This window comes from Serratia sarumanii, from assembly GCF_029962605.1.
GTDB classification, from domain to species: domain Bacteria; phylum Pseudomonadota; class Gammaproteobacteria; order Enterobacterales; family Enterobacteriaceae; genus Serratia; species Serratia sarumanii.
Genome location: NZ_CP124750.1, coordinates 4,626,059 through 4,647,766 on the forward strand (window position 1 = coordinate 4,626,059; position 21,708 = coordinate 4,647,766).

Here is a 21,708-nt window from a genome sequence, read left to right on the forward strand (position 1 = left end):
AGGAAATCAACGTGTCTGACTCTTTACGGATTATTTTCGCCGGAACACCAGACTTCGCAGCGCGTCATCTTGACGCGCTGTTGTCATCTGAGCACCAGATTGTCGGCGTTTTTACCCAGCCCGACCGCCCGGCAGGCCGCGGCAACAAGCTGACGCCAAGCCCGGTAAAAGTGCTGGCTGAGCAACACCAACTGCCGGTATTTCAGCCCAAATCGCTGCGCCCCGAAGAGAACCAGCGCCTGGTGGCCGATCTTAACGCCGACGTGATGGTGGTGGTTGCCTACGGGCTGATCCTGCCGCAGGCGGTGCTGGATATGCCGCGTCTAGGTTGCATCAACGTACATGGCTCGCTGCTGCCTCGCTGGCGCGGTGCGGCGCCGATCCAGCGCTCGCTCTGGGCCGGCGACAGCGAAACCGGCGTGACCATCATGCAGATGGACGTCGGTCTCGATACCGGCGACATGATGCACAAGATTGCCTGCCCGATTGAGAGCAGCGATACCAGCGCCAGTCTCTACGACAAGCTGGCGCAGCTCGGCCCGCAGGGCATGCTGACGACGCTGCGCCAAATGGCCGACGGCAGCGCCACCCGCGAAGTGCAAGACGACGCGCTGGTCACCTACGCCGAGAAGCTGAGCAAAGAAGAAGCTCGCCTGGACTGGACGCTGTCCGCCGAACAACTGGAGCGCTGCATCCGCGCCTTCAACCCTTGGCCGATCAGCTACTTCACCATCGACGATCAACCGGTGAAAGTCTGGCAAGCCAGCGTACTGGCGCAAAGCGCCAATGCGGAGCCGGGCACCGTTGTCCATGCCGACAAGCACGGCATTCAGGTGGCGACCGCCGACGGCATCCTCAATCTGATCCAACTGCAGCCCGCCGGCAAGAAACCGATGTCGGCGCAGGACCTGTTAAATTCACGCCGTGAATGGTTTACCCCGGGTAACCGGCTGTAAGTCACCCCACTGCCCGGCCGTTCATCGCCGGGCCGTTATTTTCTTAATGCCGATCGTTATCAGCTTCAGCCTATGAAAAATAATTACAATCTCCGCAGCATCGCTGCCAAAGCCATCGGCCAGGTGCTGGATCAAGGGCAGTCGCTCAGCACTGTCCTGCCGGCGCTGCAAACCGCCATCAGCGATAAGGACCGCGGGTTGCTGCAGGAACTGTGCTTCGGCACATTGCGCGTGCTGCCGCAGCTCGAATGGTGCATTCAACAATTGATGGCCAAGCCGCTGACCGGCAAACAGCGTACGCTGCACTATCTGCTGATGGTCGGCCTGTATCAGCTGCTGTATACCCGTATCCCGCCGCACGCCGTATTGGCCGAAACCGTGGAAGGCGCGGTGGCGCTGAAACGCCCACAGTTGAAAGGCCTGATTAACGGCGTCTTGCGGCAATTCCAACGCCAGCAGGAAGAGCTGCTGCAGCGCGCCGCCAACAATGACAGCCGCTATCTGCACCCGAGCTGGTTGCTGAAACGCATTCAACAAGCCTATCCCGCCAACTGGGAACAGATCGTCGACGCCAATAACCAGAAGCCACCAATGTGGCTGCGCGTCAACCGCCTGCATCACACCCGCGAAGCTTATCTGCAGTTGCTGACCGACGCAGGCATCGCCGCGGAGCCTCATTCAGACTATGCCGACGCGGTGCGTTTGCTGGCACCTTGCGCCGTGACCGATCTGCCTGGGTTCGCCGACGGCTGGGTCACCGTGCAAGATGCCTCAGCCCAGGGCTGTGTCGATCTATTGGATCCGCAAGACGGTGAACAGATCCTCGATTTGTGCGCCGCGCCTGGCGGCAAAACCACGCATATTCTGGAAGCGGCGCCGAAAGCGCACGTCATGGCGGTCGATATCGACGAACAGCGCCTGGCGCGGGTGAAGGAAAACCTGCAGCGCCTGCGTTTGCACGCAGAGGTTAAGCTGGGCGATGGCCGCACCCCGCAGCAATGGTGCGGTGACAAGCAGTTCGACCGGATCCTGCTGGACGCGCCTTGTTCCGCCACCGGCGTGATCCGCCGTCACCCCGACATCAAATGGCTGCGTCGCGATCGCGACATCGCCGAACTCGCCGCGCTGCAGGCCGACATCCTGGAAGCCGTCTGGCCCCATCTGAAATCGGGCGGCGTGATGGTTTACGCTACCTGCTCTATCCTGCCGGATGAAAACAGCAGCCAGATCGCCGCGTTCTTGCAGCGCCACGCCGATGCCAAGCTGGTTGAAACCGGCGATGCGCAGCGGCCGGGGCGGCAGAATATCCCGCATCCCGAGGACGGCGATGGCTTCTTTTACGCTAAGCTGATTAAAATGTAATGCTTCGGGGCGTGCGTGCGCGCCCTAAGTCTTTCAGTGTGAAGCAGAGAACACGATGAAAATAATTATTCTTGGTGCCGGTCAGGTTGGCGGGACGCTGGCGGAAAACCTGGTGGGTGAAAACAACGATATCACCGTCGTCGATACCGATTCCGGCCGGCTGCGTCAGCTGCAGGATAAATTCGATCTGCGGGTGGTTCAGGGGCACGGCTCTCATCCTCGGGTGCTGCGCGAAGCCGGCGCAGAAGACGCTGACATGCTGGTCGCCGTCACCAACTCCGACGAAACCAACATGGTTGCCTGCCAGATCGCCTATTCTCTGTTCAATACCCCCAACCGCATCGCCCGTATCCGCGCGCCGGAATATATCCGCGAGTCGGAGAAACTGTTCCTGCCGGAAGCGGTGCCGATCGACCATCTGATTTCACCGGAGCAGCTGGTCATCGACTATATCTACAAGCTGATTGAATACCCCGGCGCGCTGCAGGTGGTCAACTTCGCCGAAGGCAAGGTCAGCATCGCTGCGGTTAAAGCCTATTACGGCGGCCCGCTGGTCGGCAATGCGCTCTCTTCGATGCGCGAACACATGCCGCATATCGACACCCGCGTCGCCGCTATTTTCCGCCAGGACAGACCAATACGTCCGCAAGGCTCGACCATTATCGAAGCCGGTGATGAAGTCTTCTTCGTCGCCGCATCACAGCACATCCGCGCGGTGATGAGCGAACTGCAGCGGCTGGAAAAACCCTATAAGCGCATCATGATCGTCGGCGGCGGCAACGTCGGCGCCGGCCTGGCCGCCAAGCTGGAAAAAGACTACAACGTCAAACTGATCGAGCGGAACCAGCAACGCGCCGCCGAACTGGCCGAGCAGCTGCACGATACCATCGTGTTCTACGGCGATGCCTCCGACCAGGAGCTGCTGGCCGAAGAGCACGTCGAACAGGTGGATGTCTTCATCGCCATCACCAACGACGATGAGGCCAACATCATGTCCGCCATGCTGGCCAAGCGCATGGGCGCCAAGAAGGTGATGGTCTTGATCCAGCGCCGCGCCTATGTCGATCTGGTGCAGGGCAGCGTGATCGATATCGCCATTTCGCCGCAGCAGGCGACCATCTCCGCCCTGTTGGGGCACGTGCGCAAAGCGGATATCGTCAGCGTCTCGTCGCTGCGCCGCGGCGTGGCGGAAGCGATCGAAGCGATTGCCCACGGCGATGAAAGCACGTCCAAAGTGGTCGGCCGCATCGTCGAAGACATCAAGCTGCCACCGGGCACCACCATCGGCGCGATCGTACGTGGTGACGACGTGATCATCGCCAACGGCAACAGCAAAATCGAACAGGGCGATCACGTCATCATGTTTATTACCGACAAGAAATTCGTGCCGGACGTTGAACGCCTGTTCCAACCGAGCCCGTTCTTCTTGTAGAACAAATTTATTAGGCGGTGGTCTATAATCGCGTAGTTGTTCTCTGCCTTGGGAGGAGATAAAACTTCTCTCCTTTTGTGGCAAAGGGAAATTGCTTTGTTAAACTTGAGTTATTAATTCTGCAAGGGGTGCGTTCTATGAGTATGTTGAAAGAGTTTCGCGAATTTGCCATGCGTGGCAACGTGGTCGATCTGGCCGTCGGTGTGATTATCGGTGCCGCATTCGGCAAGATTGTTTCGTCCTTCGTGGCCGATATCATCATGCCACCACTGGGGTTACTGATCGGCGGCGTCGACTTTAAACAATTCCATCTGGTATTACGTGAAGCTCAGGGCGCCGTACCGGCGGTGGTAATGAACTACGGTTCATTCATTCAAACCGTATTCGACTTCGTGATTGTCGCCTTCGCCATCTTCCTGGCAATTAAATTGATGAACAAAATGCGCCGCAAGCAGGAAGAAGCGCCGGCAGCGCCGCCAGCACCTACCGCAGAAGAGAAACTGCTGACGGAAATCCGTGACCTGCTGAGCCAGCAACAGCAGCCAAAACTGTAAAACAGCGTTTGGTTATGCCAATAAAAAGCCACCTGACGAAGGTGGCTTTTTTAATGCCTTAAAACCAGAAGGCCAGTGGTAAATTATCGCTTGATAGTTTACCACTGGCCTCCCAGTTACCGCCTTTGTTGTGTTTTTCTTTACGCCGATAGCTGCCTTTGCCTTTCACATTCTTTTCTACTCGTTGACGGAATAGCGGATCATGCAGCAGCGCCTCAATGGCGTTATCTTGAATCTGACCTTTAGTGTGACGATATTTCGTCATGATAATGCTCCTGTAAAAGGTGTGGTGATAAAACGGGGCGATAATACTGCCGGCGGTATAAAAATTAAAGTGCCGTCAGCAACCTTTTTTGCCTTTTTCATCGCTGGCGCCCTGTTCCAAGGCTTCCAGAATAGAACAATAATTGCTGGTATGGGCAGTGCCGCAGCAGGCATCACTCAACCGCTTCAGCGATTCGCGCATGCGAGTCAGCTCCGCCAACTTACTTTCCACTTCGCTCAGGCGCGCATCGACGATCGACTTCGACTCCTGGCAGGTATGATGTTCAGGATCGACGCGGATCGACAGCAGCTCAGCGATCGTTTCCAGAGTAAATCCCAGCTGCTTGGCATAGCGAATGAAGCGCAGCCGCTGCAGATCCTGCTCGGTGTAGAGCCGATAACCACCTTCGGTGCGGACATTGTGATCCATCATGCCCTGCTTTTCATAGTAACGCACGGTATCCGGCGTCACTTCGGCAAGCTTGGCCAACTGACCTATCTTGAACATTACTTCTCCTCCCGGGTGAATTTACCGTCCAATGCACGCTGATATTCACCATGCAAGAAATCCGTACTCATCCCAGCCTGACGCAACCGGTGCTCCAGCAGCGCCATGCGTTTGCTGAGTTCGACATAGTCCTGATGCTCACTGTTAATCCCTTGCAGCAAACGAGCAACGGTCAACGCCTCTTTGCGATCTTCCAGCTCCGGCGGCAGGTAACCGGCATTTTTCAGCAAACGGTAACCGGCGCGCAGTTCAGCCGGCACCGCGCTGTCATCTTCCAGCGCCAACGGTTGACCCTGGCCGGGCAGATTGTCGAACTCGCCTTTATCTTGGGCATCAAGGATATGGCGTTCCGCCCATTGATCGAGCAGCCCCATGAAAGACAGCCTCGGTTAGCCTAATGATTAAGCCTTAGCATAGCGGACAGGGGCGGGGATCTTAAGCGCAGCGGGGGAATTACGCACATTTGGCTGGGTTTGGACGTAAAAAAACCGGGCAAGCCCGGTTTTTTTACGCGTCTACAGATTACTCTGCAGTTGCTACTTCTGCTTGAGACTCAGCACGATCAACCAGCTCGATGTATGCCATCGGCGCGTTGTCGCCTGCGCGGAAGCCACACTTCAGAATGCGAGTGTAACCACCGGCACGGCTCGCGAAACGCGGGCCCAGCTCGTTAAACAGTTTTGCCACGATCTCGTTATCACGAGTACGGGCGAATGCCAGACGACGATTAGCTACGCTGTCGGTCTTGGCAAGAGTAATCAGCGGCTCAACAACGCGACGCAGCTCTTTTGCTTTTGGCAGGGTCGTCTTGATGATCTCATGACGAACCAAAGAGCCGGCCATGTTACGGAACATAGCCTGGCGATGGCTGCTGTTACGGTTCAGTTGACGACCACTCTTACGATGGCGCATGACCTTATCCTTCTCAGTAAAACCTTAACCTGTGATCCGGTTACTCGTCAGCAATGCTTGCCGGCGGCCAGTTTTCCAGGCGCATGCCCAGAGACAGACCACGTGAGGCCAGCACGTCTTTAATCTCGGTAAGAGATTTTTTACCCAGGTTTGGCGTTTTCAGCAACTCAACCTCGGTACGCTGTACCAGATCACCGATGTAGTGGATAGCTTCTGCCTTGAGGCAGTTAGCAGAGCGGACAGTCAATTCCAGATCGTCAACAGGGCGCAGCAAGATCGGATCGAATTCCGGTTTCTCTTCTTTAACTTCCGGCTGACGTACATCACGCAGGTCAACGAAAGCTTCAAGTTGTTCAGCCAGAATGGTGGCCGCACGGCGGATCGCCTCTTCAGGATCGATCGTGCCATTGGTCTCCATCTCGATGACCAGCTTATCCAAGTCAGTACGCTGTTCTACACGCGCAGCTTCAACATTGTAGGCGATACGCTCTACAGGGCTGTAGCAGGCGTCAACCAACAGACGACCGATTGGGCGCTCATCTTCTTCCGAATGAATTCGGGCAGAAGCCGGCACATAACCGCGACCGCGCTGAACTTTGATACGCATGCTGATAGCCGCGTTCTCATCAGTCAGGTGGCAGATCACGTGCTGAGGCTTGACGATTTCGACATCACCATCATGGGTGATGTCGGCAGCGGTCACAGGGCCAATGCCAGATTTATTCAGGGTAAGAATAACTTCGTCTTTGCCTTGAACTCTCACCGCCAGCCCTTTCAGGTTGAGCAGGATCTCCAGGATATCTTCCTGTACGCCTTCTTTGGTGCTGTACTCATGCAGTACACCATCAATCTCAACCTCGGTCACCGCGCAACCCGGCATAGATGAAAGCAGAATACGGCGCAGTGCGTTGCCAAGAGTATGGCCAAAGCCACGCTCTAAAGGCTCAAGGGTCACCTTGGCGTGCGTCGAACTGACTTGCTCGATATCTACCAGGCGCGGTTTTAGAAACTCTGTCACAGAACCCTGCATTGTGTCCTCTCTTTGGTACTAAGCTTTACTTGGAGTAAAGCTCGACGATCAGGTGTTCGTTAATGTCCGCAGACAGATCGGTACGTTCAGGCATACGCTTGAACACGCCTTCCATCTTAGCAGCATCAACTTCCAGCCAAGTCGGCTTTTCACGCTGCTCAGCCAGCTCCAGAGAAGCTTTAACACGAGACTGCTTTTTAGCTTTCTCGCGGATGCTGACTACGTCATTCGGAGATACCTGATAAGAAGCGATGTTAACAACGCGACCGTTTACCATAACTGCTTTGTGGCTAACCAGCTGACGTGACTCTGCACGAGTAGCGCCGAAGCCCATACGGTAAACAACGTTGTCCAGACGACCTTCCAGCAGCTGCAACAGGTTTTCACCGGTGTTGCCCTTCAGGCGGGTTGCTTCTTTGTAATAGTTACGGAATTGACGCTCCAGAATGCCGTACATACGGCGAACTTTCTGCTTCTCACGCAACTGAACACCGTAATCAGACAGACGCGGTTTACGCGCACCGTGCTGACCAGGTGCTTGTTCAATTTTACACTTGGAATCGATCGCGCGAACGCCAGACTTAAGGAACAGGTCTGTGCCCTCACGACGGCTCAGCTTGAGCTTAGGACCCAAATATCTTGCCATTTTCTTTCTCCAACAATCCTAAAAGCTGCGTTACACGCGGCGCTTTTTCGGCGGACGACAACCGTTATGAGGGATCGGAGTCACATCAGTAATGTTAGTGATGCGGAAACCAGCCGCGTTCAGAGCGCGGATAGTAGACTCACGACCAGGACCAGGTCCTTTAACCATAACTTCCAGGTTCTTGATACCGTATTCTTTTACTGCGTCAGCACAACGTTCTGCTGCAACCTGTGCTGCGAACGGAGTGGACTTACGAGAACCACGGAAACCGGAACCACCGGCTGTTGCCCAACCCAAAGCATTACCCTGACGATCAGTGATGGTAACGATGGTGTTGTTGAAAGAAGCATGGATATGAGCCACGCCGTCAGAGACTTGCTTTCTTACACGCTTACGTGTACGAACAGGTGCCTTTGCCATTATTCAATAACCCCGATTATTTCTTGATCGGCTTGCGCGGACCCTTACGGGTACGAGCGTTGGTCTTGGTGCGCTGACCGCGTACCGGCAGACCACGACGATGACGCAAACCACGATAGCAACCAAGGTCCATAAGACGCTTGATGCTCAGGGTAATTTCACGACGCAAATCACCCTCAACGGTGTATTTGGCAACTGCATCACGAAGCTTTTCGATTTGCTCTTCAGACAGCTCACTGATCTTAACATTTTCAGCAATACCCGTGGATGCACAGATAGCCTGTGAACGGGTTTTACCGATACCGAAGATCGACGTTAAGGCGATAACGGTATGTTTATGATCAGGAATGTTAATGCCTGCTATACGGGCCACTATGCACTCCTACTATTTTATACAGCAACACCATTCTGAAAAGCCCGTTTTCAGGATACTCAAATAGTGTTGCAGTGCGACATACAAAAGATTGGCTGGCTAATCTAGCCAGCTCAACCCAACTTTGCAAGAAAAATATGCGAGATAATCAGCCTTGACGCTGTTTATGCTTCGGCTCGGCGCTGCAAATCACACGAACGACACCGTTACGCTTAACGATTTTGCAGTTACGACATAATTTCTTGACGGAAGCACGAACTTTCATTTTTACTCTCCGTAACTTCTCAAACGAATCTGACTAGCGGTTATAGCCTTTCAGATTTGCTTTCTTCAATGCAGACTCGTACTGACTTGACATCATCAGAGTTTGCACTTGAGCCATAAAGTCCATGATGACGACAACCACGATCAGTAGCGAGGTACCACCAAAGTAGAATGGTACTTTCATTGCATCACGCATGAACTCCGGGATCAGGCAGATGAAAGTAATGTACATCGCGCCCACCAGGGTTAAACGCGTCATTACTTTATCGATATACTTCGCCGTTTGCTCTCCCGGACGAATTCCTGGTACGAAGGCACCGGACTTCTTCAGGTTATCTGCTGTCTCACGCGGGTTGAAGACCAACGCCGTGTAGAAGAAACAGAAGAAGATGATTGCAGACGCATAGAGTAACACATAAAGCGGTTGCCCTGGCTGCAAATACAGCGAAATCGTAGTCAGCCAGTTCCAACCGGTACCGCCCCCAAACCATGATGCAATCGTGGCCGGGAACAGAATAATGCTGGAAGCGAAAATCGCCGGGATAACACCCGCCATGTTCACTTTCAACGGTAAATGTGTGCTCTGTGCTGCATAAACACGACGACCTTGTTGACGCTTCGCATAGTTAACGACGATACGACGTTGACCACGCTCGATGAAAACAACGAAGAAGGTTACTGCAAACACCAATACTGCAACCAACAGCAGCAGGAGGAAGTGCAGGTCGCCTTGCCGCGCTTGCTCGATAGTATGAGCCACTGCCGGCGGGAGCCCCGCTACAATACCCGCGAAGATAATGATCGAGATACCGTTGCCGATACCGCGTTCAGTAATCTGCTCACCCAGCCACATCAGGAACATTGTCCCGGTTACCAGGCTCACAACCGCAGTAAAGTAGAATGCAAAGCCTGGATTTAACACCAGGCCCTGCATACCAGGCATATTCGGCAGACCGGTAGCAATACCGATCGACTGGAATATGGCCAATACCAGCGTACCGTAACGGGTGTACTGGCTAATCTTGCGACGGCCAGCCTCCCCTTCTTTCTTGATTTCCGCCAACGCTGGATGAACCACCGTCAGCAGCTGGATAATGATCGACGCCGAGATATACGGCATGATCCCCAGAGCAAAGATAGAAGCACGGCTGAGGGCACCACCAGAGAACATGTTAAACATTTCAATGATAGTGCCTCTCTGCTGCTCAAGCAATTTGGCAAGCACAGTGGCATCGATACCAGGAATCGGAATGAAAGAGCCGATGCGGAAGACAATCAGCGCGCCGATGACAAACAAAAGTCTGCGCTTCAGCTCGCCGAGCCCGCCTTTAGCACTTTGAAAATCTAATCCTGGTTGCTTAGCCATCTGCTACTTATTCCTCAATTTTACCGCCAGCAGCCTCGATAGCAGCACGAGCGCCTTTGGTGACACGCAGACCACGCAGGGTTACCGGACGAGCGACTTCGCCAGAAAGTACAACTTTCGCGAATTCGATCTGGACACCAACTACGTTAGCGGCTTTCAGCGCGTTCAGGTCGATAACATCGCCTTCAACCAGAGCCAGTTCAGACAGACGAACTTCTGCCGTGATCATCGCTTTGCGTGAAGTGAAGCCGAATTTCGGCAGACGACGGTACAGAGGCATCTGACCACCTTCGAAACCACGACGTACGCCACCGCCAGAACGAGACTTCTGACCTTTGTGACCACGGCCGCCGGTTTTACCCAGGCCAGAACCAATACCACGACCTACACGCTTAGGCGCATGCTTGGCACCTTCAGCCGGAGACAGAGTATTTAAACGCATCTGTTACTCCTCAACTTTAACCATGTAGGAAACCAGGTTGACCATACCGCGAACAGCAGGAGTATCCTCGCGCTCTACGGTGTGACCAATACGACGCAGACCCAGACCGAGCAGAGTAGCTTTATGCTTCGGCAGACGGCCAATTGAGCTGCGAGTTTGTGTAACTTTAATAGTCTTAGCCATGGTCAATTACCCCAGAATGTCGGCAACGGATTTACCACGCTTAGCAGCGACCATTTCAGGAGACTTCATATTCGCCAGAGCGTCGATAGTTGCACGAACCACGTTGATCGGGTTGGTGGAACCATAAGCTTTAGCCAATACGTTGTGCACCCCAGCAACTTCGAGAACGGCGCGCATTGCACCGCCCGCGATGATACCGGTACCTTCATGAGCAGGCTGCATGAACACGCGAGAACCCGTGTGAGCGCCCTTAACAGGGTGCTGCAGGGTGCCGCTGTTCAGCGCGACGTTCATCATGTTGCGACGGGCTTTTTCCATCGCTTTCTGGATCGCTGCTGGAACTTCGCGTGCTTTGCCGTAGCCAAAACCAACGCGACCGTTACCATCACCAACTACAGTCAGTGCGGTAAAGCTGAAAATACGGCCACCTTTTACGGTTTTAGATACGCGGTTTACCGCGATCAGCTTTTCCTGCAGTTCGCCAGCTTGTTTTTCGATGTGAGCCATCTTAAACCTCTTCCTTAGAACTGAAGGCCAGCTTCACGGGCAGCATCTGCCAGTGCCTGGACTCGACCATGATATTGGAAACCGGAACGGTCAAAGGATACTTTCGCAATCCCTTTTTCCAACGCGCGCTCAGCCAGAGCTTTACCTACGGCTGCTGCTGCGTCTTTGTTACCGGAATACTTCAGTTGCTCCGCGATAGCTTTTTCTAAAGTAGAAGCGGCTACCAGTACTTCAGAACCGTTTGGAGCAATCACCTGTGCGTAAATGTGACGCGGGGTACGATGTACCACCAGGCGGGTTGCACCCAGCTCTTGGAGCTTGCGGCGTGCGCGGGTCGCACGACGGATACGAGCAGATTTCTTATCCATAGTGTTACCTTACTTCTTCTTAGCCTCTTTGGTACGCACGACTTCGTCGGCGTAACGAACACCTTTGCCTTTGTAAGGCTCAGGACGACGGTAAGCACGCAGATCTGCTGCTACCTGGCCAATTACCTGCTTATCAGCGCCTTTCAGCACGATTTCAGTTTGGCTTGGGCATTCAGCAGTGATACCTGCCGGCAGCTGGTGATCGATAGGGTGAGAGAAGCCCAGGGCCAAATTCACCACGTTGCCTTTAACGGCAGCACGATAACCAACACCTACCAGTTGAAGCTTTTTGGTGAAGCCTTCGGTAACACCAACAACCATTGCGTTCAGCAGAGCGCGCGTGGTACCCGCTTGAGCCCATGCGTTAGCAAAACCTTCGCGCGGAGCGAAAGTCAGTGCGTTAGCTTCTTGCTTCACTTCAACGGCGTCGTGGATAGTACGAGTCAACTCGCCGTTTTTACCCTTAATCGAAATAACCTGACCGTTGAGTTTTACCTCTACGCCGGCAGGAATGACGACGGGTGCTTTTGCAACACGAGACATTCTTTCCTCCCGAATTAAGCTACGTAGCAGATAATCTCGCCACCAAGACCAGCCTGGCGAGCTGCACGATCGGTCATAACACCTTTAGAGGTAGAAACAACAGCGATACCCAAACCGGCCATAACTTTTGGCAGCTCATCTTTTTTCTTGTAGATGCGCAGACCTGGACGGCTGATACGTTGAATGCTTTCTACCACAGCTTTGCCCTGGAAGTACTTCAGTACCAGTTCCAGAACAGGCTTGGCGTCGCCTTCGATTTTGAAATCTTCAATAAAACCTTCTTCCTTCAGCACGTTGGCAATTGCCACTTTCAGCTTGGAGGAAGGCATGGTGACCGCAACTTTGTTCGCGGCTTGACCGTTACGGATACGGGTCAGCATATCCGCGATCGGATCTTGCATGCTCATCTGTCTTTACTCCCGTGATTCAATTGGTAATTACCAGCTAGCCTTTTTCAAGCCTGGTACTTCACCGCGCATAGCGGCTTCACGAAGCTTAATACGGCTCAACCCGAATTTGCCCACATAACCATGTGGACGGCCAGTTTGGCGGCAGCGTTTACGCTGACGAGACGGGCTGGAATCACGCGGCAGAGTTTGCAGCTTGAGAACGGCATTCCAACGATCTTCATCGGATGCGTTCACATCAGAGATAATAGCTTTCAGTTCAGCGCGTTTTGCAAAGAACTTGTCAGCTAATTTCACGCGCTTGACTTCGCGTGCTTTCATTGATTGCTTAGCCATCAGTAACCCTGCCTTACTTGCGGAACGGGAAGTTAAAAGCAGCCAGCAGCGCGCGGCCTTCATCATCAGATTTCGCAGTAGTGGTAATGGTAATATCCAAACCACGAACGCGATCGACTTTGTCGTAGTCGATTTCTGGGAAGATGATTTGCTCACGCACGCCCATGCTGTAGTTGCCACGGCCATCGAATGACTTGGCGGACAGGCCACGGAAGTCACGGATACGTGGAACAGCAATGGAGATCAGGCGCTCAAGGAACTCCCACATGCGTTCGCCACGCAGAGTTACTTTACAGCCGATCGGATAGCCCTGACGGATTTTGAAGCCTGCAACAGATTTGCGGGCTTTGGTGATCAACGGTTTTTGACCGGAGATAGCTGTCAGGTCCGCTGCGGCGTTATCCAGCAGTTTCTTGTCAGCAATCGCTTCACCAACACCCATGTTCAGGGTGATCTTCTCGACCCGAGGGACTTGCATGACAGAGTTGTAATCAAACTGAGACATCAGTTGTTTGACTACCTCGTCTTTGTAGTAATCATGCAGTTTCGCCATCGTATTACTCCAAATTACTTGATAGTTTCGCTGTTAGATTTGAAGAAACGGACTTTTTTGCCGTCTTCGAATCTAAAGCCTACACGGTCAGCCTTGCCGGTAGCCGCGTTGAAGATAGCAATGTTAGAAACCTGAATTGCAGCTTCTTTTTCAACAATGCCGCCTGGTTGGTTCAGAGCCGGAACCGGCTTCTGGTGTTTCTTAACCAGGTTGATGCCTTCAACAATGACCTTGCCAGCAGACAGGACATTTTTTACTTTACCGCGCTTACCTTTGTCTTTCCCGGTAATCACGATAACTTCGTCATCACGACGGATCTTCGCTGCCATGTTCGCTCCTTAGAGTACTTCTGGTGCCAGAGAGATAATTTTCATGAACTTCTCATTACGCAGTTCACGAGTTACCGGCCCAAAAATACGCGTACCGATTGGCTGCTCGCTGTTATTGTTCAAAATAACGCATGCATTGCCATCGAAGCGAATGACAGAACCGTCCGGGCGACGTACACCCTTCTTGGTGCGCACCACTACCGCCTTCAGAACATCGCCTTTCTTCACCTTACCGCGAGGAATTGCTTCCTTGATGGTAATTTTGATGATGTCGCCGACGCCTGCGTAGCGACGGTGCGAGCCACCTAGAACCTTGATACACATTACGCGACGTGCACCGGAGTTGTCGGCGACGTTCAGCATAGTCTGTTCTTGGATCATTTTAGTGCTCCGCTAATGTCAACTACTACTTTAAAGACCCAAGTAAAAATTAGGCCGTTGAAAAGCCCCATAACCGAGGGCGCAGCATTATAACACCGCTTACTTGGTATGGGTAGAAAAAATAAACGGCTCATTTTCTGAGCCGTTTATTAAGTGAGAGCCAGCTACTCTATTACAGAATCGCTTTCTCTACAACGCGAACCAGCGTCCAGGACTTGGTCTTGGACAGTGGGCGGCATTCGCGGATTTCCACCACGTCGCCGGTACCACATTCGTTGTTCTCGTCATGTACGTGCAGCTTGGTCGTACGTTTGATGAATTTCCCGTAGATCGGGTGCTTCACAGTACGTTCGATAGCAACAACGATGGATTTCTCCATTTTATCGCTAACAACACGACCCTGCAGGGTACGGATAACTTCAGTCATTTACACACCCGCCTTTTGAGTCAGTAAAGTCTTAACGCGTGCGACGTCACGACGCACTTGTTTCAACAGGTGAGTTTGTTGCAGCTGGCCACTGGCCGCCTGCATGCGCAAGTTGAATTGCTCACGCAGCAGGTTGAGCAGCTCGGCATTCAGCTCTTCAACGCTTTTTTCACGCAGCTCTTGTGCTTTCATTACATCACCGTCTTAGTTACAAAGGTGGTTTTGATCGGCAGTTTCGCTGCTGCCAGTTTGAATGCCTCGCGGGCAACCTCTTCTGGCACGCCGTCCATTTCGTACAGGACCTTACCAGGCTGGATCAGGGCAACCCAATACTCCACGTTACCCTTACCTTTACCCATACGCACTTCCAGCGGCTTCTCGGTGATCGGTTTGTCCGGGAATACACGGATCCAGATCTTGCCTTGACGCTTAACTGCACGAGTCATTGCACGACGAGCTGCTTCGATTTGACGAGCAGTCAGACGGCCACGGCCAACAGCTTTCAGACCGAAAGTGCCGAAGCTAACATCCGTACCTTGCGCCAGACCACGGTTGCGGCCCTTGTGCACCTTACGGAATTTTGTACGCTTTGGTTGTAACATCAGCGACTCTCCTTACTTGCGGCCTTTACGCTGCTGCTTTTTAGGTTGAGCAGCCGGTTCCGGTTGTTCAACTGCAGCCATACCACCCAGGATCTCACCTTTGAAGATCCATACCTTAACGCCGATTACACCATAAGTGGTGTGCGCTTCAGATGTGTTGTAGTCGATGTCCGCACGCAGAGTGTGCAATGGAACACGACCTTCGCGGTACCATTCGGTACGTGCGATTTCAGCGCCGCCAAGACGGCCGCTTACTTCAACTTTGATACCTTTAGCGCCAAGACGCATTGCGTTCTGTACTGCACGCTTCATAGCACGACGGAACATCACGCGACGTTCCAGCTGAGAAGTGATGCTGTCAGCAACCAATTTAGCGTCGAGTTCCGGTTTACGGACTTCGGCGATGTTGATCTGTGCAGGAACGCCAGCGATGTCCGCTACGACCTTGCGCAGTTTTTCGACGTCTTCACCTTTCTTGCCGATAACGATGCCTGGGCGAGCAGTGTGAATGGTCACACGGATGCTCTTCGCAGGACGCTCGATAACGATGCGAGAAACGGAAGCTTTCGACAGTTCCTTAGTCAGGAATTGACGAACTTTAAAGTCGCTGTCCAGGTTGTCAGCGAATTCTTTGGTATTCGCATACCAAGTAGAGTTCCAAGGTTTGACAATACCCAGGCGAATACCATTAGGATGTACTTTCTGACCCATTGCTAGTCTCCAGAGTCTCAGCGATCGGACACAACCACAGTAATGTGGCTGGTGCGCTTCAGGATGCGATCTGCACGACCTTTTGCACGCGGCATAATGCGCTTCATGCTTGGGCCTTCGTCTACGAAGATTTTCGTAACTTTCAGATCATCGATGTCAGCGCCATCGTTGTGTTCTGCGTTAGCAATGGCAGACTCCAGCACTTTCTTAACCAGACCAGCAGCTTTCTTGTTGGTGTAGGTCAGAGTTTCCAGAGCTTGCGACACTTTCTTACCGCGAATCAGGTCAGCAACAAGGCGAACCTTCTGAGCAGAAGAACGAGCGTGGCGATGTTTAGCGATAGTTTCCATCTCTTCCTCCTACCTTAGCGCTTTTTAGCTTTTTTATCAGCCGCATGGCCGCGATAAGTACGAGTCGGCGCGAATTCACCCAGTTTGTGACCGACCATTTCATCGGAAACGAACACTGGTACGTGCTGACGACCATTATGGACAGCGATGGTCAAACCGATCATGTTAGGAAAGATCGTTGAACGACGGGACCAAGTGCGCAAAGGCTTCTTGTCACCGCTTTCCACCGCTTTCTCTACCTTCTTCAGCAAGTGCAGGTCAATAAAAGGACCTTTCTTGAGAGAACGTGGCATGGCTTATCCTCTAATTATTTTTTGCTACGGCGACGTACGATGAACTTATCAGTACGCTTGTTGCTACGGGTCTTCTTACCTTTGGTCTGAACGCCCCACGGAGTTACCGGGTGCTTACCAAAGTTACGACCTTCACCACCACCGTGCGGGTGATCTACCGGGTTCATCGCCGTACCGCGAACGGTAGGACGAACACCACGCCAACGTGCAGCACCTGCTTTACCCAGAACGCGAAGCATGTGTTCAGCGTTACCGACTTCACCCAGGGTGGCGCGGCAATCAGCTGGAACTTTACGCATTTCGCCGGAGCGCAGACGCAGAGTTACGTAGGAACCATCACGAGCAACGATCTGAACGTAGGCACCAGCGGAGCGAGCCATCTGACCGCCTTTACCTGGTTTCATTTCTACGTTGTGAACCGTTGAACCAACTGGAATGTTGCGCATCGGCAGGGTGTTACCCGCTTTGATTGCAGCATCAACGCCAGATTGAATCTGGTCACCAGCTTTCAGGCCTTTCGGCGCCAGGATGTAACGGCGTTCGCCGTCTTTGTACAGAACCAGCGCGATGTTCGCGGAACGGTTCGGATCGTACTCCAGACGCTCAACCACAGCAGGGATACCGTCTTTGTTGCGCTTGAAGTCAACCAGACGATAATGTTGCTTGTGGCCACCACCGATATGACGGGTGGTGATACGGCCATTGTTGTTACGACCACCGCTTTTGCTCAGTTTTTCCAGCAGCGGGGCATAAGGTTTACCCTTGTGCAGCTCAGGGTTAACCACTTTAACAACGTGGCGACGACCCGGAGATGTAGGTTTACATTTAACAATTGCCATTGTTCTTACTCCTCCGACTTACTCTGCGCCGCCGATGAAGTCCAGATTCTGGCCTTCTTTCAGGGTGACGTAAGCTTTTTTCCAGTCGCTACGACGACCAACACGCTGACCGTGACGCTTCACTTTCCCTTTAACTACCAGGGTGTTCACGTCTTCGACTTCGACTTCAAACAGTTTCTGCACTGCAGCTTTAATTTCTGCTTTGGTCGCGTCTTTGGCAACTTTGAGAACGATGGTGTTGCTTTTTTCCATCGCAGCGGATGCTTTTTCAGATACGTGCGGTGCACGCAGCACTTTCAGCAAACGTTCTTCACGGATCATGCCAGCATCTCCTCAACTTGCTTCACAGCATCAGCAGTCATAACCACTTTGTCGAAGGCGATCAGGCTAACCGGATCGATACCTGCTACATCGCGCACGTCAACCTTGTACAGGTTGCGAGCTGCCAGGAACAGATTCTCATCCAGTTCACCGGTCACGATCAGCACGTCTTCCAGAGCCATATCTTTCAGTTTCTGTGCCAGCAGCTTAGTTTTAGGCGCTTCTACAGAGAACTTCTCGACAACGATCAGACGATCTTGACGTACCAGTTCGGACAGGATGCTTTTCAGCGCGCCGCGGTACATCTTTTTGTTTACTTTCTGACTGTGGTCCTGTGGCTTAGCAGCAAAGGTCACGCCGCCTGAACGCCAGATCGGGCTCTTTACAGAACCTGAACGCGCACGGCCGGTGCCTTTCTGACGCCATGGCTTTTTGCCGGAACCAGTTACTTCAGCACGGGTCTTCTGAGCACGGGTACCTTGACGGGCACCTGCTGCATAAGCAACAACAACCTGGTGTACCAGCGCTTCGTTGAAATCACGACCGAAGGTAGTTTCGGAAACAGTCAGCGCGCTTTGCGCGTCTTTCAATACTAATTCCATTGCTATCCCCTTACGCCTTCACAGCTGGTTTAACGATCAGGTTGCCACCGGTTGCGCCCGGTACAGCACCCTTAACCAGCAGCAGGTTGCGCTCAGCGTCAACACGTACTACGTCCAGGCTCTGAACGGTTACGCGCTCATCACCCAGGTGGCCAGCCATTTTCTTGCCTTTGAACACTTTGCCCGGAGTCTGGTTCTGACCGATAGAACCCGGAACGCGGTGAGACAAGGAGTTACCGTGGGTAGCGTCTTGGGTACGGAAGTTCCAGCGCTTAACAGTGCCAGCAAAACCTTTACCTTTAGAAGTACCGGTAACATCGACTTTTTTAACGTCAGCGAAGATTTCTACGCTAATTTCCTGACCTGCAGCGAATTCTTGACCTTCTTCCAGGCGGAATTCCCACAGACCACGGCCAGCTTCAACGCCAGCTTTAGCGAAATGGCCCGCTTCCGGCTTGGTTACACGGTTAGCTTTTTTGCTACCGGTGGTAACCTGAACGGCACGGTAACCGTCGGTGTCCAGGCTTTTAACCTGAGTCACACGGTTCGCTTCAATTTCAATTACGGTTACTGGGATAGAAACGCCATCTTCAGTGAAGATACGGGTCATACCCACTTTTTTACCGACTAAACCAATCATTGTTTCAACCTCTCAATCGCTCAATGACCTGATTAACCCAGGCTGATCTGCACGTCTACACCGGCAGCCAGATCCAGACGCATCAGAGCATCAACGGTTTTCTCGGTTGGCTCAACGATGTCAACCAGACGCTTGTGAGTGCGAATCTCGTACTGATCGCGCGCGTCTTTGTTGACGTGCGGAGAAATCAGAACGGTAAAGCGCTCTTTGCGAGTTGGCAGCGGGATCGGACCACGGACTTGCGCACCAGTGCGCTTTGCAGTCTCGACGATTTCCGCGGTTGATTGATCGATCAGACGATGATCAAACGCTTTCAGGCGGATACGGATTCTTTGGTTCTGCATGAGACCAGAGCTCCAATTATTTATAAACGTAAATAATTACTCCTCACACCCATTTCGATTGATGGGGGAGTGTAATCGTCAACATATAACCCCCATATCGGGAGTATTGTTCGAGAGGCAAAAAAGGCCTGCCAATCGACTGATTCGCTAAAATCAGGCTTACCAAGATTAGGTAAGCCCGCGCATTATACGCAAAATGGCCGAGGAAGCAAGCCACAGTTGGAAATATGCTCAGGAAATCGTCATTTTTGCGCGTTCAGATGCAGTCGCGAGATGAAGGCGGCAAACAGGGTATGAATTATGCTTGGCAGGGACGCTCCCCTGCCCCACCGTAAAAACGGTTGCCGGCAGGAGAAACGATGACGAACAGAAGGCAGGTTTACTCTTTGCGCTCTAGAACCTGGGCCTGGGCATAGTTTTGAATACCGAGGCGAGCGATCAGATCCAGCTCGGTTTCCAGCCAGTCGATATGCTCTTCTTCATCGGCCAGGATGTCGATCATCAAATCGCGGCTGACGTAATCGTGGATCGAGTCGGCATAGGCGATACCTTCGCGCAGGTTTTTGGCACCCGCCAGCTCCAGCGCCAAATCGGAACGCAGCATCTCTTCAATGTCTTCGCCGATGTTCAGCTTGCCGAGATCTTGCAGGTTCGGGATCCCTTCCAGGAACAGGATACGCTCGATGTAGCGATCGGCATGTTTCATTTCGTCGATCGACTCGTGGTACTCCTTGTCGTTGAGGCGCATTAACCCCCAATTCTTGAACATGCGGGCGTGCAGGAAATATTGATTGATGGCAACCAGCTCGTTACCGAGCAGCTTGTTGAGGTGAGCAATGATCTTTTTATCGCCTTTCATAGGTAACTCCTCCTGGCCAGTTCTAAAAGTGTAGAACCTGTAAGCCAAGAGTCAAAAATAACCTTACCCTTTGTTAGGCAACTTCATGCATTGGGATGATAGTTCCGCGTTCCTCCACCATAATCTGTCTTGCCTGACGAATGCACTTTCCACAATCAGTACCAATCGGCACAAGTTCACGCAGCTGCTTCATGGTATGGGGATTGTGCTGACGCACCGCGTTACGGATGGCTTTGTCAGTCACCGCATTACACAGACATACATACATAGAGAGACTCACTTCTTAACCAATGCACTGAGTCTAAATGGGAATGGTTTTTATTTCAATTAAGATTTAAACAAATTGCATAAAAAAAGGGCACCGAAGTGCCCTTTTTTGTGTCGAAAAATTATTCGCGATTAAGCGATAACTTTAGCAACAACGCCCGCGCCAACGGTACGGCCGCCTTCACGGATTGCGAAACGCAGACCGTCGTCCATCGCGATTGGGTGAATCAGGGTTACAACCATGTTCACGTTGTCGCCTGGCATTACCATCTCTACGCCTTCTGGCAGTTCGATGGTACCGGTCACGTCAGTTGTACGGAAGTAGAACTGTGGACGGTAGCCTTTGAAGAATGGAGTGTGACGACCACCTTCATCTTTGCTCAGGATGTACACTTCAGATTCGAACTGGGTGTGTGGCTTGATAGAGCCTGGCTTCGCCAGTACCTGACCACGTTCGATTTCTTCACGCTTGATACCACGCAGCAGAACACCTACGTTCTCACCAGCACGGCCTTCGTCCAGCAGTTTGCGGAACATTTCAACGCCAGTACAGGTAGACTTAACGGTGTCTTTGATACCAACGATTTCAACTTCTTCGCCAACTTTGATGATACCGCGCTCAACACGACCGGTAACAACGGTACCACGACCGGAGATGGAGAATACGTCTTCGATTGGCAGCAGGAACGGCTTGTCGATAGCACGCTCTGGCTCTGGGATGTAGCTGTCCAGCGCTTCGGCCAGTTCGATGATTTTCGCTTCCCACTCAGCTTCGCCTTCCAGCGCTTTCAGCGCGGAACCGCGGATTACTGGCAGGTCGTCGCCTGGGAAGTCGTAAGCGGACAGCAGTTCGCGAACTTCCATTTCTACCAGTTCCAGCAGCTCTTCATCATCAACCATGTCGCATTTGTTCATGAATACGATGATGAAAGGAACGCCAACCTGACGACCCAGCAGGATGTGCTCACGGGTCTGAGGCATTGGGCCGTCAGTCGCAGCAACTACCAGGATCGCGCCGTCCATCTGAGCAGCACCGGTGATCATGTTTTTCACGTAGTCGGCGTGCCCTGGGCAGTCAACGTGCGCGTAGTGACGAGTCGGGGTGTCATACTCAACGTGAGAGGTGTTGATGGTGATACCACGAGCTTTTTCTTCTGGCGCGTTATCGATCTGGTCGAAAGCACGTGCAGAACCGCCGTAGGTTTTAGCCAGAACGGTGGTGATCGCTGCAGTCAGGGTAGTTTTACCGTGGTCAACGTGGCCGATAGTACCAACGTTAACGTGCGGTTTTGTACGTTCAAATTTTTCTTTAGACAC

38 protein-coding genes are annotated in these 21,708 nt (G+C 52.7%); 4 read left to right on the forward strand and 34 right to left on the reverse strand.

Annotation, left to right across the window (positions count from 1 at the left end; translation table 11 throughout):
- The first annotated feature begins 11 nt into the window (after positions 1–11).
- The 4 genes from fmt to mscL all read left to right on the forward strand — a co-directional run bounded on the left by fmt (position 12) and on the right by mscL (position 4,304).
- Entirely contained in the window at positions 12–956 is a 945-nt protein-coding gene (gene fmt / locus SSARUM_RS21880) for a methionyl-tRNA formyltransferase (protein WP_033650014.1), read from the forward strand.
- 72 nt (positions 957–1,028) lie between these two features.
- Positions 1,029–2,318, forward strand: a complete 1,290-nt coding sequence (gene rsmB / locus SSARUM_RS21885; RefSeq protein ID WP_033650015.1) for a 16S rRNA (cytosine(967)-C(5))-methyltransferase RsmB — start codon at positions 1,029–1,031, stop codon at positions 2,316–2,318.
- Between the two features lie 55 nt (positions 2,319–2,373).
- Positions 2,374–3,750 (forward strand): Trk system potassium transporter TrkA, encoded by a 1,377-nt coding sequence (gene trkA, locus SSARUM_RS21890; RefSeq protein ID WP_033636248.1) that lies wholly within the window; start codon positions 2,374–2,376, stop codon positions 3,748–3,750.
- Between the two features lie 137 nt (positions 3,751–3,887).
- Positions 3,888–4,304: a large-conductance mechanosensitive channel protein MscL gene (gene mscL, locus SSARUM_RS21895; protein WP_025304493.1), complete on the forward strand. Its 417-nt coding sequence runs from the start codon at positions 3,888–3,890 to the stop codon at positions 4,302–4,304.
- A 58-nt stretch (positions 4,305–4,362) separates the two neighbouring features.
- Here mscL and SSARUM_RS21900 read toward each other — a convergent pair whose 3' ends face one another.
- From SSARUM_RS21900 to tuf, 34 genes are all read right to left on the reverse strand, one after another.
- Entirely contained in the window at positions 4,363–4,569 is a 207-nt protein-coding gene (locus SSARUM_RS21900; RefSeq protein WP_033639242.1) for an alternative ribosome-rescue factor A, read from the reverse strand.
- A gap of 75 nt (positions 4,570–4,644) precedes the next feature.
- The gene (gene zntR / locus SSARUM_RS21905) at positions 4,645–5,076 is read right to left on the reverse strand and encodes a Zn(2+)-responsive transcriptional regulator (protein ID WP_033636251.1); all 432 of its coding nucleotides are present in this window, start codon (positions 5,074–5,076) and stop codon (positions 4,645–4,647) included.
- On the reverse strand, positions 5,076–5,450 hold the full coding sequence (locus SSARUM_RS21910; protein ID WP_033636252.1) for a DnaJ family domain-containing protein: 375 nt from the start codon (positions 5,448–5,450) through the stop codon (positions 5,076–5,078). The genes zntR and SSARUM_RS21910 overlap by 1 nt, the downstream gene beginning before the upstream one ends.
- A gap of 148 nt (positions 5,451–5,598) precedes the next feature.
- Positions 5,599–5,988: a 50S ribosomal protein L17 gene (gene rplQ / locus SSARUM_RS21915; RefSeq protein ID WP_004929726.1), complete on the reverse strand. Its 390-nt coding sequence runs from the start codon at positions 5,986–5,988 to the stop codon at positions 5,599–5,601.
- A gap of 40 nt (positions 5,989–6,028) precedes the next feature.
- Positions 6,029–7,018: a DNA-directed RNA polymerase subunit alpha gene (locus SSARUM_RS21920; protein ID WP_002919219.1), complete on the reverse strand. Its 990-nt coding sequence runs from the start codon at positions 7,016–7,018 to the stop codon at positions 6,029–6,031.
- A gap of 25 nt (positions 7,019–7,043) precedes the next feature.
- On the reverse strand, positions 7,044–7,664 hold the full coding sequence (gene rpsD, locus SSARUM_RS21925) for a 30S ribosomal protein S4 (RefSeq protein WP_004929729.1): 621 nt from the start codon (positions 7,662–7,664) through the stop codon (positions 7,044–7,046).
- A gap of 30 nt (positions 7,665–7,694) precedes the next feature.
- On the reverse strand, positions 7,695–8,084 hold the full coding sequence (gene rpsK / locus SSARUM_RS21930; protein WP_004929731.1) for a 30S ribosomal protein S11: 390 nt from the start codon (positions 8,082–8,084) through the stop codon (positions 7,695–7,697).
- 16 nt (positions 8,085–8,100) lie between these two features.
- The gene (gene rpsM / locus SSARUM_RS21935; protein WP_004929734.1) at positions 8,101–8,457 is read right to left on the reverse strand and encodes a 30S ribosomal protein S13; all 357 of its coding nucleotides are present in this window, start codon (positions 8,455–8,457) and stop codon (positions 8,101–8,103) included.
- 148 nt (positions 8,458–8,605) lie between these two features.
- Entirely contained in the window at positions 8,606–8,722 is a 117-nt protein-coding gene (rpmJ, locus tag SSARUM_RS21940; RefSeq protein ID WP_002227352.1) for a 50S ribosomal protein L36, read from the reverse strand.
- Positions 8,723–8,755: 33 nt separating this feature from the next.
- Positions 8,756–10,087: a preprotein translocase subunit SecY gene (gene secY, locus SSARUM_RS21945; protein ID WP_004929740.1), complete on the reverse strand. Its 1,332-nt coding sequence runs from the start codon at positions 10,085–10,087 to the stop codon at positions 8,756–8,758.
- Between the two features lie 7 nt (positions 10,088–10,094).
- A complete protein-coding gene (gene rplO / locus SSARUM_RS21950) occupies positions 10,095–10,529 on the reverse strand; it encodes a 50S ribosomal protein L15 (protein WP_004929742.1) in 435 nt (144 codons plus the stop codon).
- A 3-nt stretch (positions 10,530–10,532) separates the two neighbouring features.
- Positions 10,533–10,712 (reverse strand): 50S ribosomal protein L30, encoded by a 180-nt coding sequence (gene rpmD / locus SSARUM_RS21955; RefSeq protein ID WP_048232028.1) that lies wholly within the window; start codon positions 10,710–10,712, stop codon positions 10,533–10,535.
- A 6-nt stretch (positions 10,713–10,718) separates the two neighbouring features.
- Positions 10,719–11,219, reverse strand: coding sequence for a 30S ribosomal protein S5 (gene rpsE, locus SSARUM_RS21960; RefSeq protein WP_004929747.1), 501 nt, complete (start codon positions 11,217–11,219; stop codon positions 10,719–10,721).
- A 14-nt stretch (positions 11,220–11,233) separates the two neighbouring features.
- Positions 11,234–11,587: a 50S ribosomal protein L18 gene (gene rplR / locus SSARUM_RS21965; RefSeq protein ID WP_004929748.1), complete on the reverse strand. Its 354-nt coding sequence runs from the start codon at positions 11,585–11,587 to the stop codon at positions 11,234–11,236.
- Positions 11,588–11,596: 9 nt separating this feature from the next.
- The gene (gene rplF / locus SSARUM_RS21970; RefSeq protein WP_004929751.1) at positions 11,597–12,130 is read right to left on the reverse strand and encodes a 50S ribosomal protein L6; all 534 of its coding nucleotides are present in this window, start codon (positions 12,128–12,130) and stop codon (positions 11,597–11,599) included.
- A 14-nt stretch (positions 12,131–12,144) separates the two neighbouring features.
- Positions 12,145–12,537, reverse strand: a complete 393-nt coding sequence (rpsH, locus tag SSARUM_RS21975) for a 30S ribosomal protein S8 (RefSeq protein WP_004929753.1) — start codon at positions 12,535–12,537, stop codon at positions 12,145–12,147.
- A gap of 30 nt (positions 12,538–12,567) precedes the next feature.
- Positions 12,568–12,873, reverse strand: a complete 306-nt coding sequence (gene rpsN / locus SSARUM_RS21980) for a 30S ribosomal protein S14 (RefSeq protein WP_004929754.1) — start codon at positions 12,871–12,873, stop codon at positions 12,568–12,570.
- 13 nt (positions 12,874–12,886) lie between these two features.
- Positions 12,887–13,426 carry a 50S ribosomal protein L5 gene (gene rplE / locus SSARUM_RS21985; RefSeq protein WP_033636253.1) on the reverse strand — a complete coding sequence of 180 codons (540 nt, stop codon included), beginning with the start codon at positions 13,424–13,426 and terminating at the stop codon, positions 12,887–12,889.
- A 14-nt stretch (positions 13,427–13,440) separates the two neighbouring features.
- Positions 13,441–13,755 (reverse strand): 50S ribosomal protein L24, encoded by a 315-nt coding sequence (rplX, locus tag SSARUM_RS21990; RefSeq protein WP_004929758.1) that lies wholly within the window; start codon positions 13,753–13,755, stop codon positions 13,441–13,443.
- 9 nt (positions 13,756–13,764) lie between these two features.
- A complete protein-coding gene (gene rplN / locus SSARUM_RS21995) occupies positions 13,765–14,136 on the reverse strand; it encodes a 50S ribosomal protein L14 (protein ID WP_000613954.1) in 372 nt (123 codons plus the stop codon).
- Positions 14,137–14,308: 172 nt separating this feature from the next.
- On the reverse strand, positions 14,309–14,563 hold the full coding sequence (gene rpsQ / locus SSARUM_RS22000) for a 30S ribosomal protein S17 (protein WP_004929760.1): 255 nt from the start codon (positions 14,561–14,563) through the stop codon (positions 14,309–14,311).
- Positions 14,564–14,755, reverse strand: a complete 192-nt coding sequence (gene rpmC, locus SSARUM_RS22005; protein WP_004929762.1) for a 50S ribosomal protein L29 — start codon at positions 14,753–14,755, stop codon at positions 14,564–14,566.
- Positions 14,755–15,165 (reverse strand): 50S ribosomal protein L16, encoded by a 411-nt coding sequence (gene rplP / locus SSARUM_RS22010; protein WP_004929764.1) that lies wholly within the window; start codon positions 15,163–15,165, stop codon positions 14,755–14,757. The genes rpmC and rplP overlap by 1 nt, the downstream gene beginning before the upstream one ends.
- 12 nt (positions 15,166–15,177) lie before the next feature.
- Positions 15,178–15,876, reverse strand: coding sequence for a 30S ribosomal protein S3 (gene rpsC, locus SSARUM_RS22015; protein WP_004929766.1), 699 nt, complete (start codon positions 15,874–15,876; stop codon positions 15,178–15,180).
- Positions 15,877–15,893: 17 nt separating this feature from the next.
- Positions 15,894–16,226, reverse strand: coding sequence for a 50S ribosomal protein L22 (gene rplV, locus SSARUM_RS22020; RefSeq protein ID WP_002223844.1), 333 nt, complete (start codon positions 16,224–16,226; stop codon positions 15,894–15,896).
- A gap of 14 nt (positions 16,227–16,240) precedes the next feature.
- The gene (gene rpsS / locus SSARUM_RS22025; protein WP_004929772.1) at positions 16,241–16,519 is read right to left on the reverse strand and encodes a 30S ribosomal protein S19; all 279 of its coding nucleotides are present in this window, start codon (positions 16,517–16,519) and stop codon (positions 16,241–16,243) included.
- Between the two features lie 14 nt (positions 16,520–16,533).
- On the reverse strand, positions 16,534–17,358 hold the full coding sequence (rplB, locus tag SSARUM_RS22030; protein WP_004929775.1) for a 50S ribosomal protein L2: 825 nt from the start codon (positions 17,356–17,358) through the stop codon (positions 16,534–16,536).
- An 18-nt stretch (positions 17,359–17,376) separates the two neighbouring features.
- Positions 17,377–17,679 carry a 50S ribosomal protein L23 gene (gene rplW, locus SSARUM_RS22035; protein WP_004951179.1) on the reverse strand — a complete coding sequence of 101 codons (303 nt, stop codon included), beginning with the start codon at positions 17,677–17,679 and terminating at the stop codon, positions 17,377–17,379.
- The gene (gene rplD, locus SSARUM_RS22040; RefSeq protein ID WP_004929779.1) at positions 17,676–18,281 is read right to left on the reverse strand and encodes a 50S ribosomal protein L4; all 606 of its coding nucleotides are present in this window, start codon (positions 18,279–18,281) and stop codon (positions 17,676–17,678) included. Before rplD ends, rplW begins: the two co-directional genes overlap by 4 nt.
- A gap of 10 nt (positions 18,282–18,291) precedes the next feature.
- A complete protein-coding gene (gene rplC, locus SSARUM_RS22045) occupies positions 18,292–18,921 on the reverse strand; it encodes a 50S ribosomal protein L3 (RefSeq protein ID WP_015379265.1) in 630 nt (209 codons plus the stop codon).
- 32 nt (positions 18,922–18,953) lie between these two features.
- Positions 18,954–19,265 carry a 30S ribosomal protein S10 gene (gene rpsJ, locus SSARUM_RS22050; RefSeq protein ID WP_001181005.1) on the reverse strand — a complete coding sequence of 104 codons (312 nt, stop codon included), beginning with the start codon at positions 19,263–19,265 and terminating at the stop codon, positions 18,954–18,956.
- A gap of 379 nt (positions 19,266–19,644) precedes the next feature.
- Positions 19,645–20,124, reverse strand: a complete 480-nt coding sequence (gene bfr, locus SSARUM_RS22055; RefSeq protein WP_033636255.1) for a bacterioferritin — start codon at positions 20,122–20,124, stop codon at positions 19,645–19,647.
- Between the two features lie 73 nt (positions 20,125–20,197).
- Complete coding sequence (gene bfd / locus SSARUM_RS22060; RefSeq protein WP_015379266.1) at positions 20,198–20,392, reverse strand: bacterioferritin-associated ferredoxin; 195 nt, start codon at positions 20,390–20,392, stop codon at positions 20,198–20,200.
- Between the two features lie 131 nt (positions 20,393–20,523).
- Entirely contained in the window at positions 20,524–21,708 is a 1,185-nt protein-coding gene (gene tuf / locus SSARUM_RS22065; protein ID WP_015376315.1) for an elongation factor Tu, read from the reverse strand.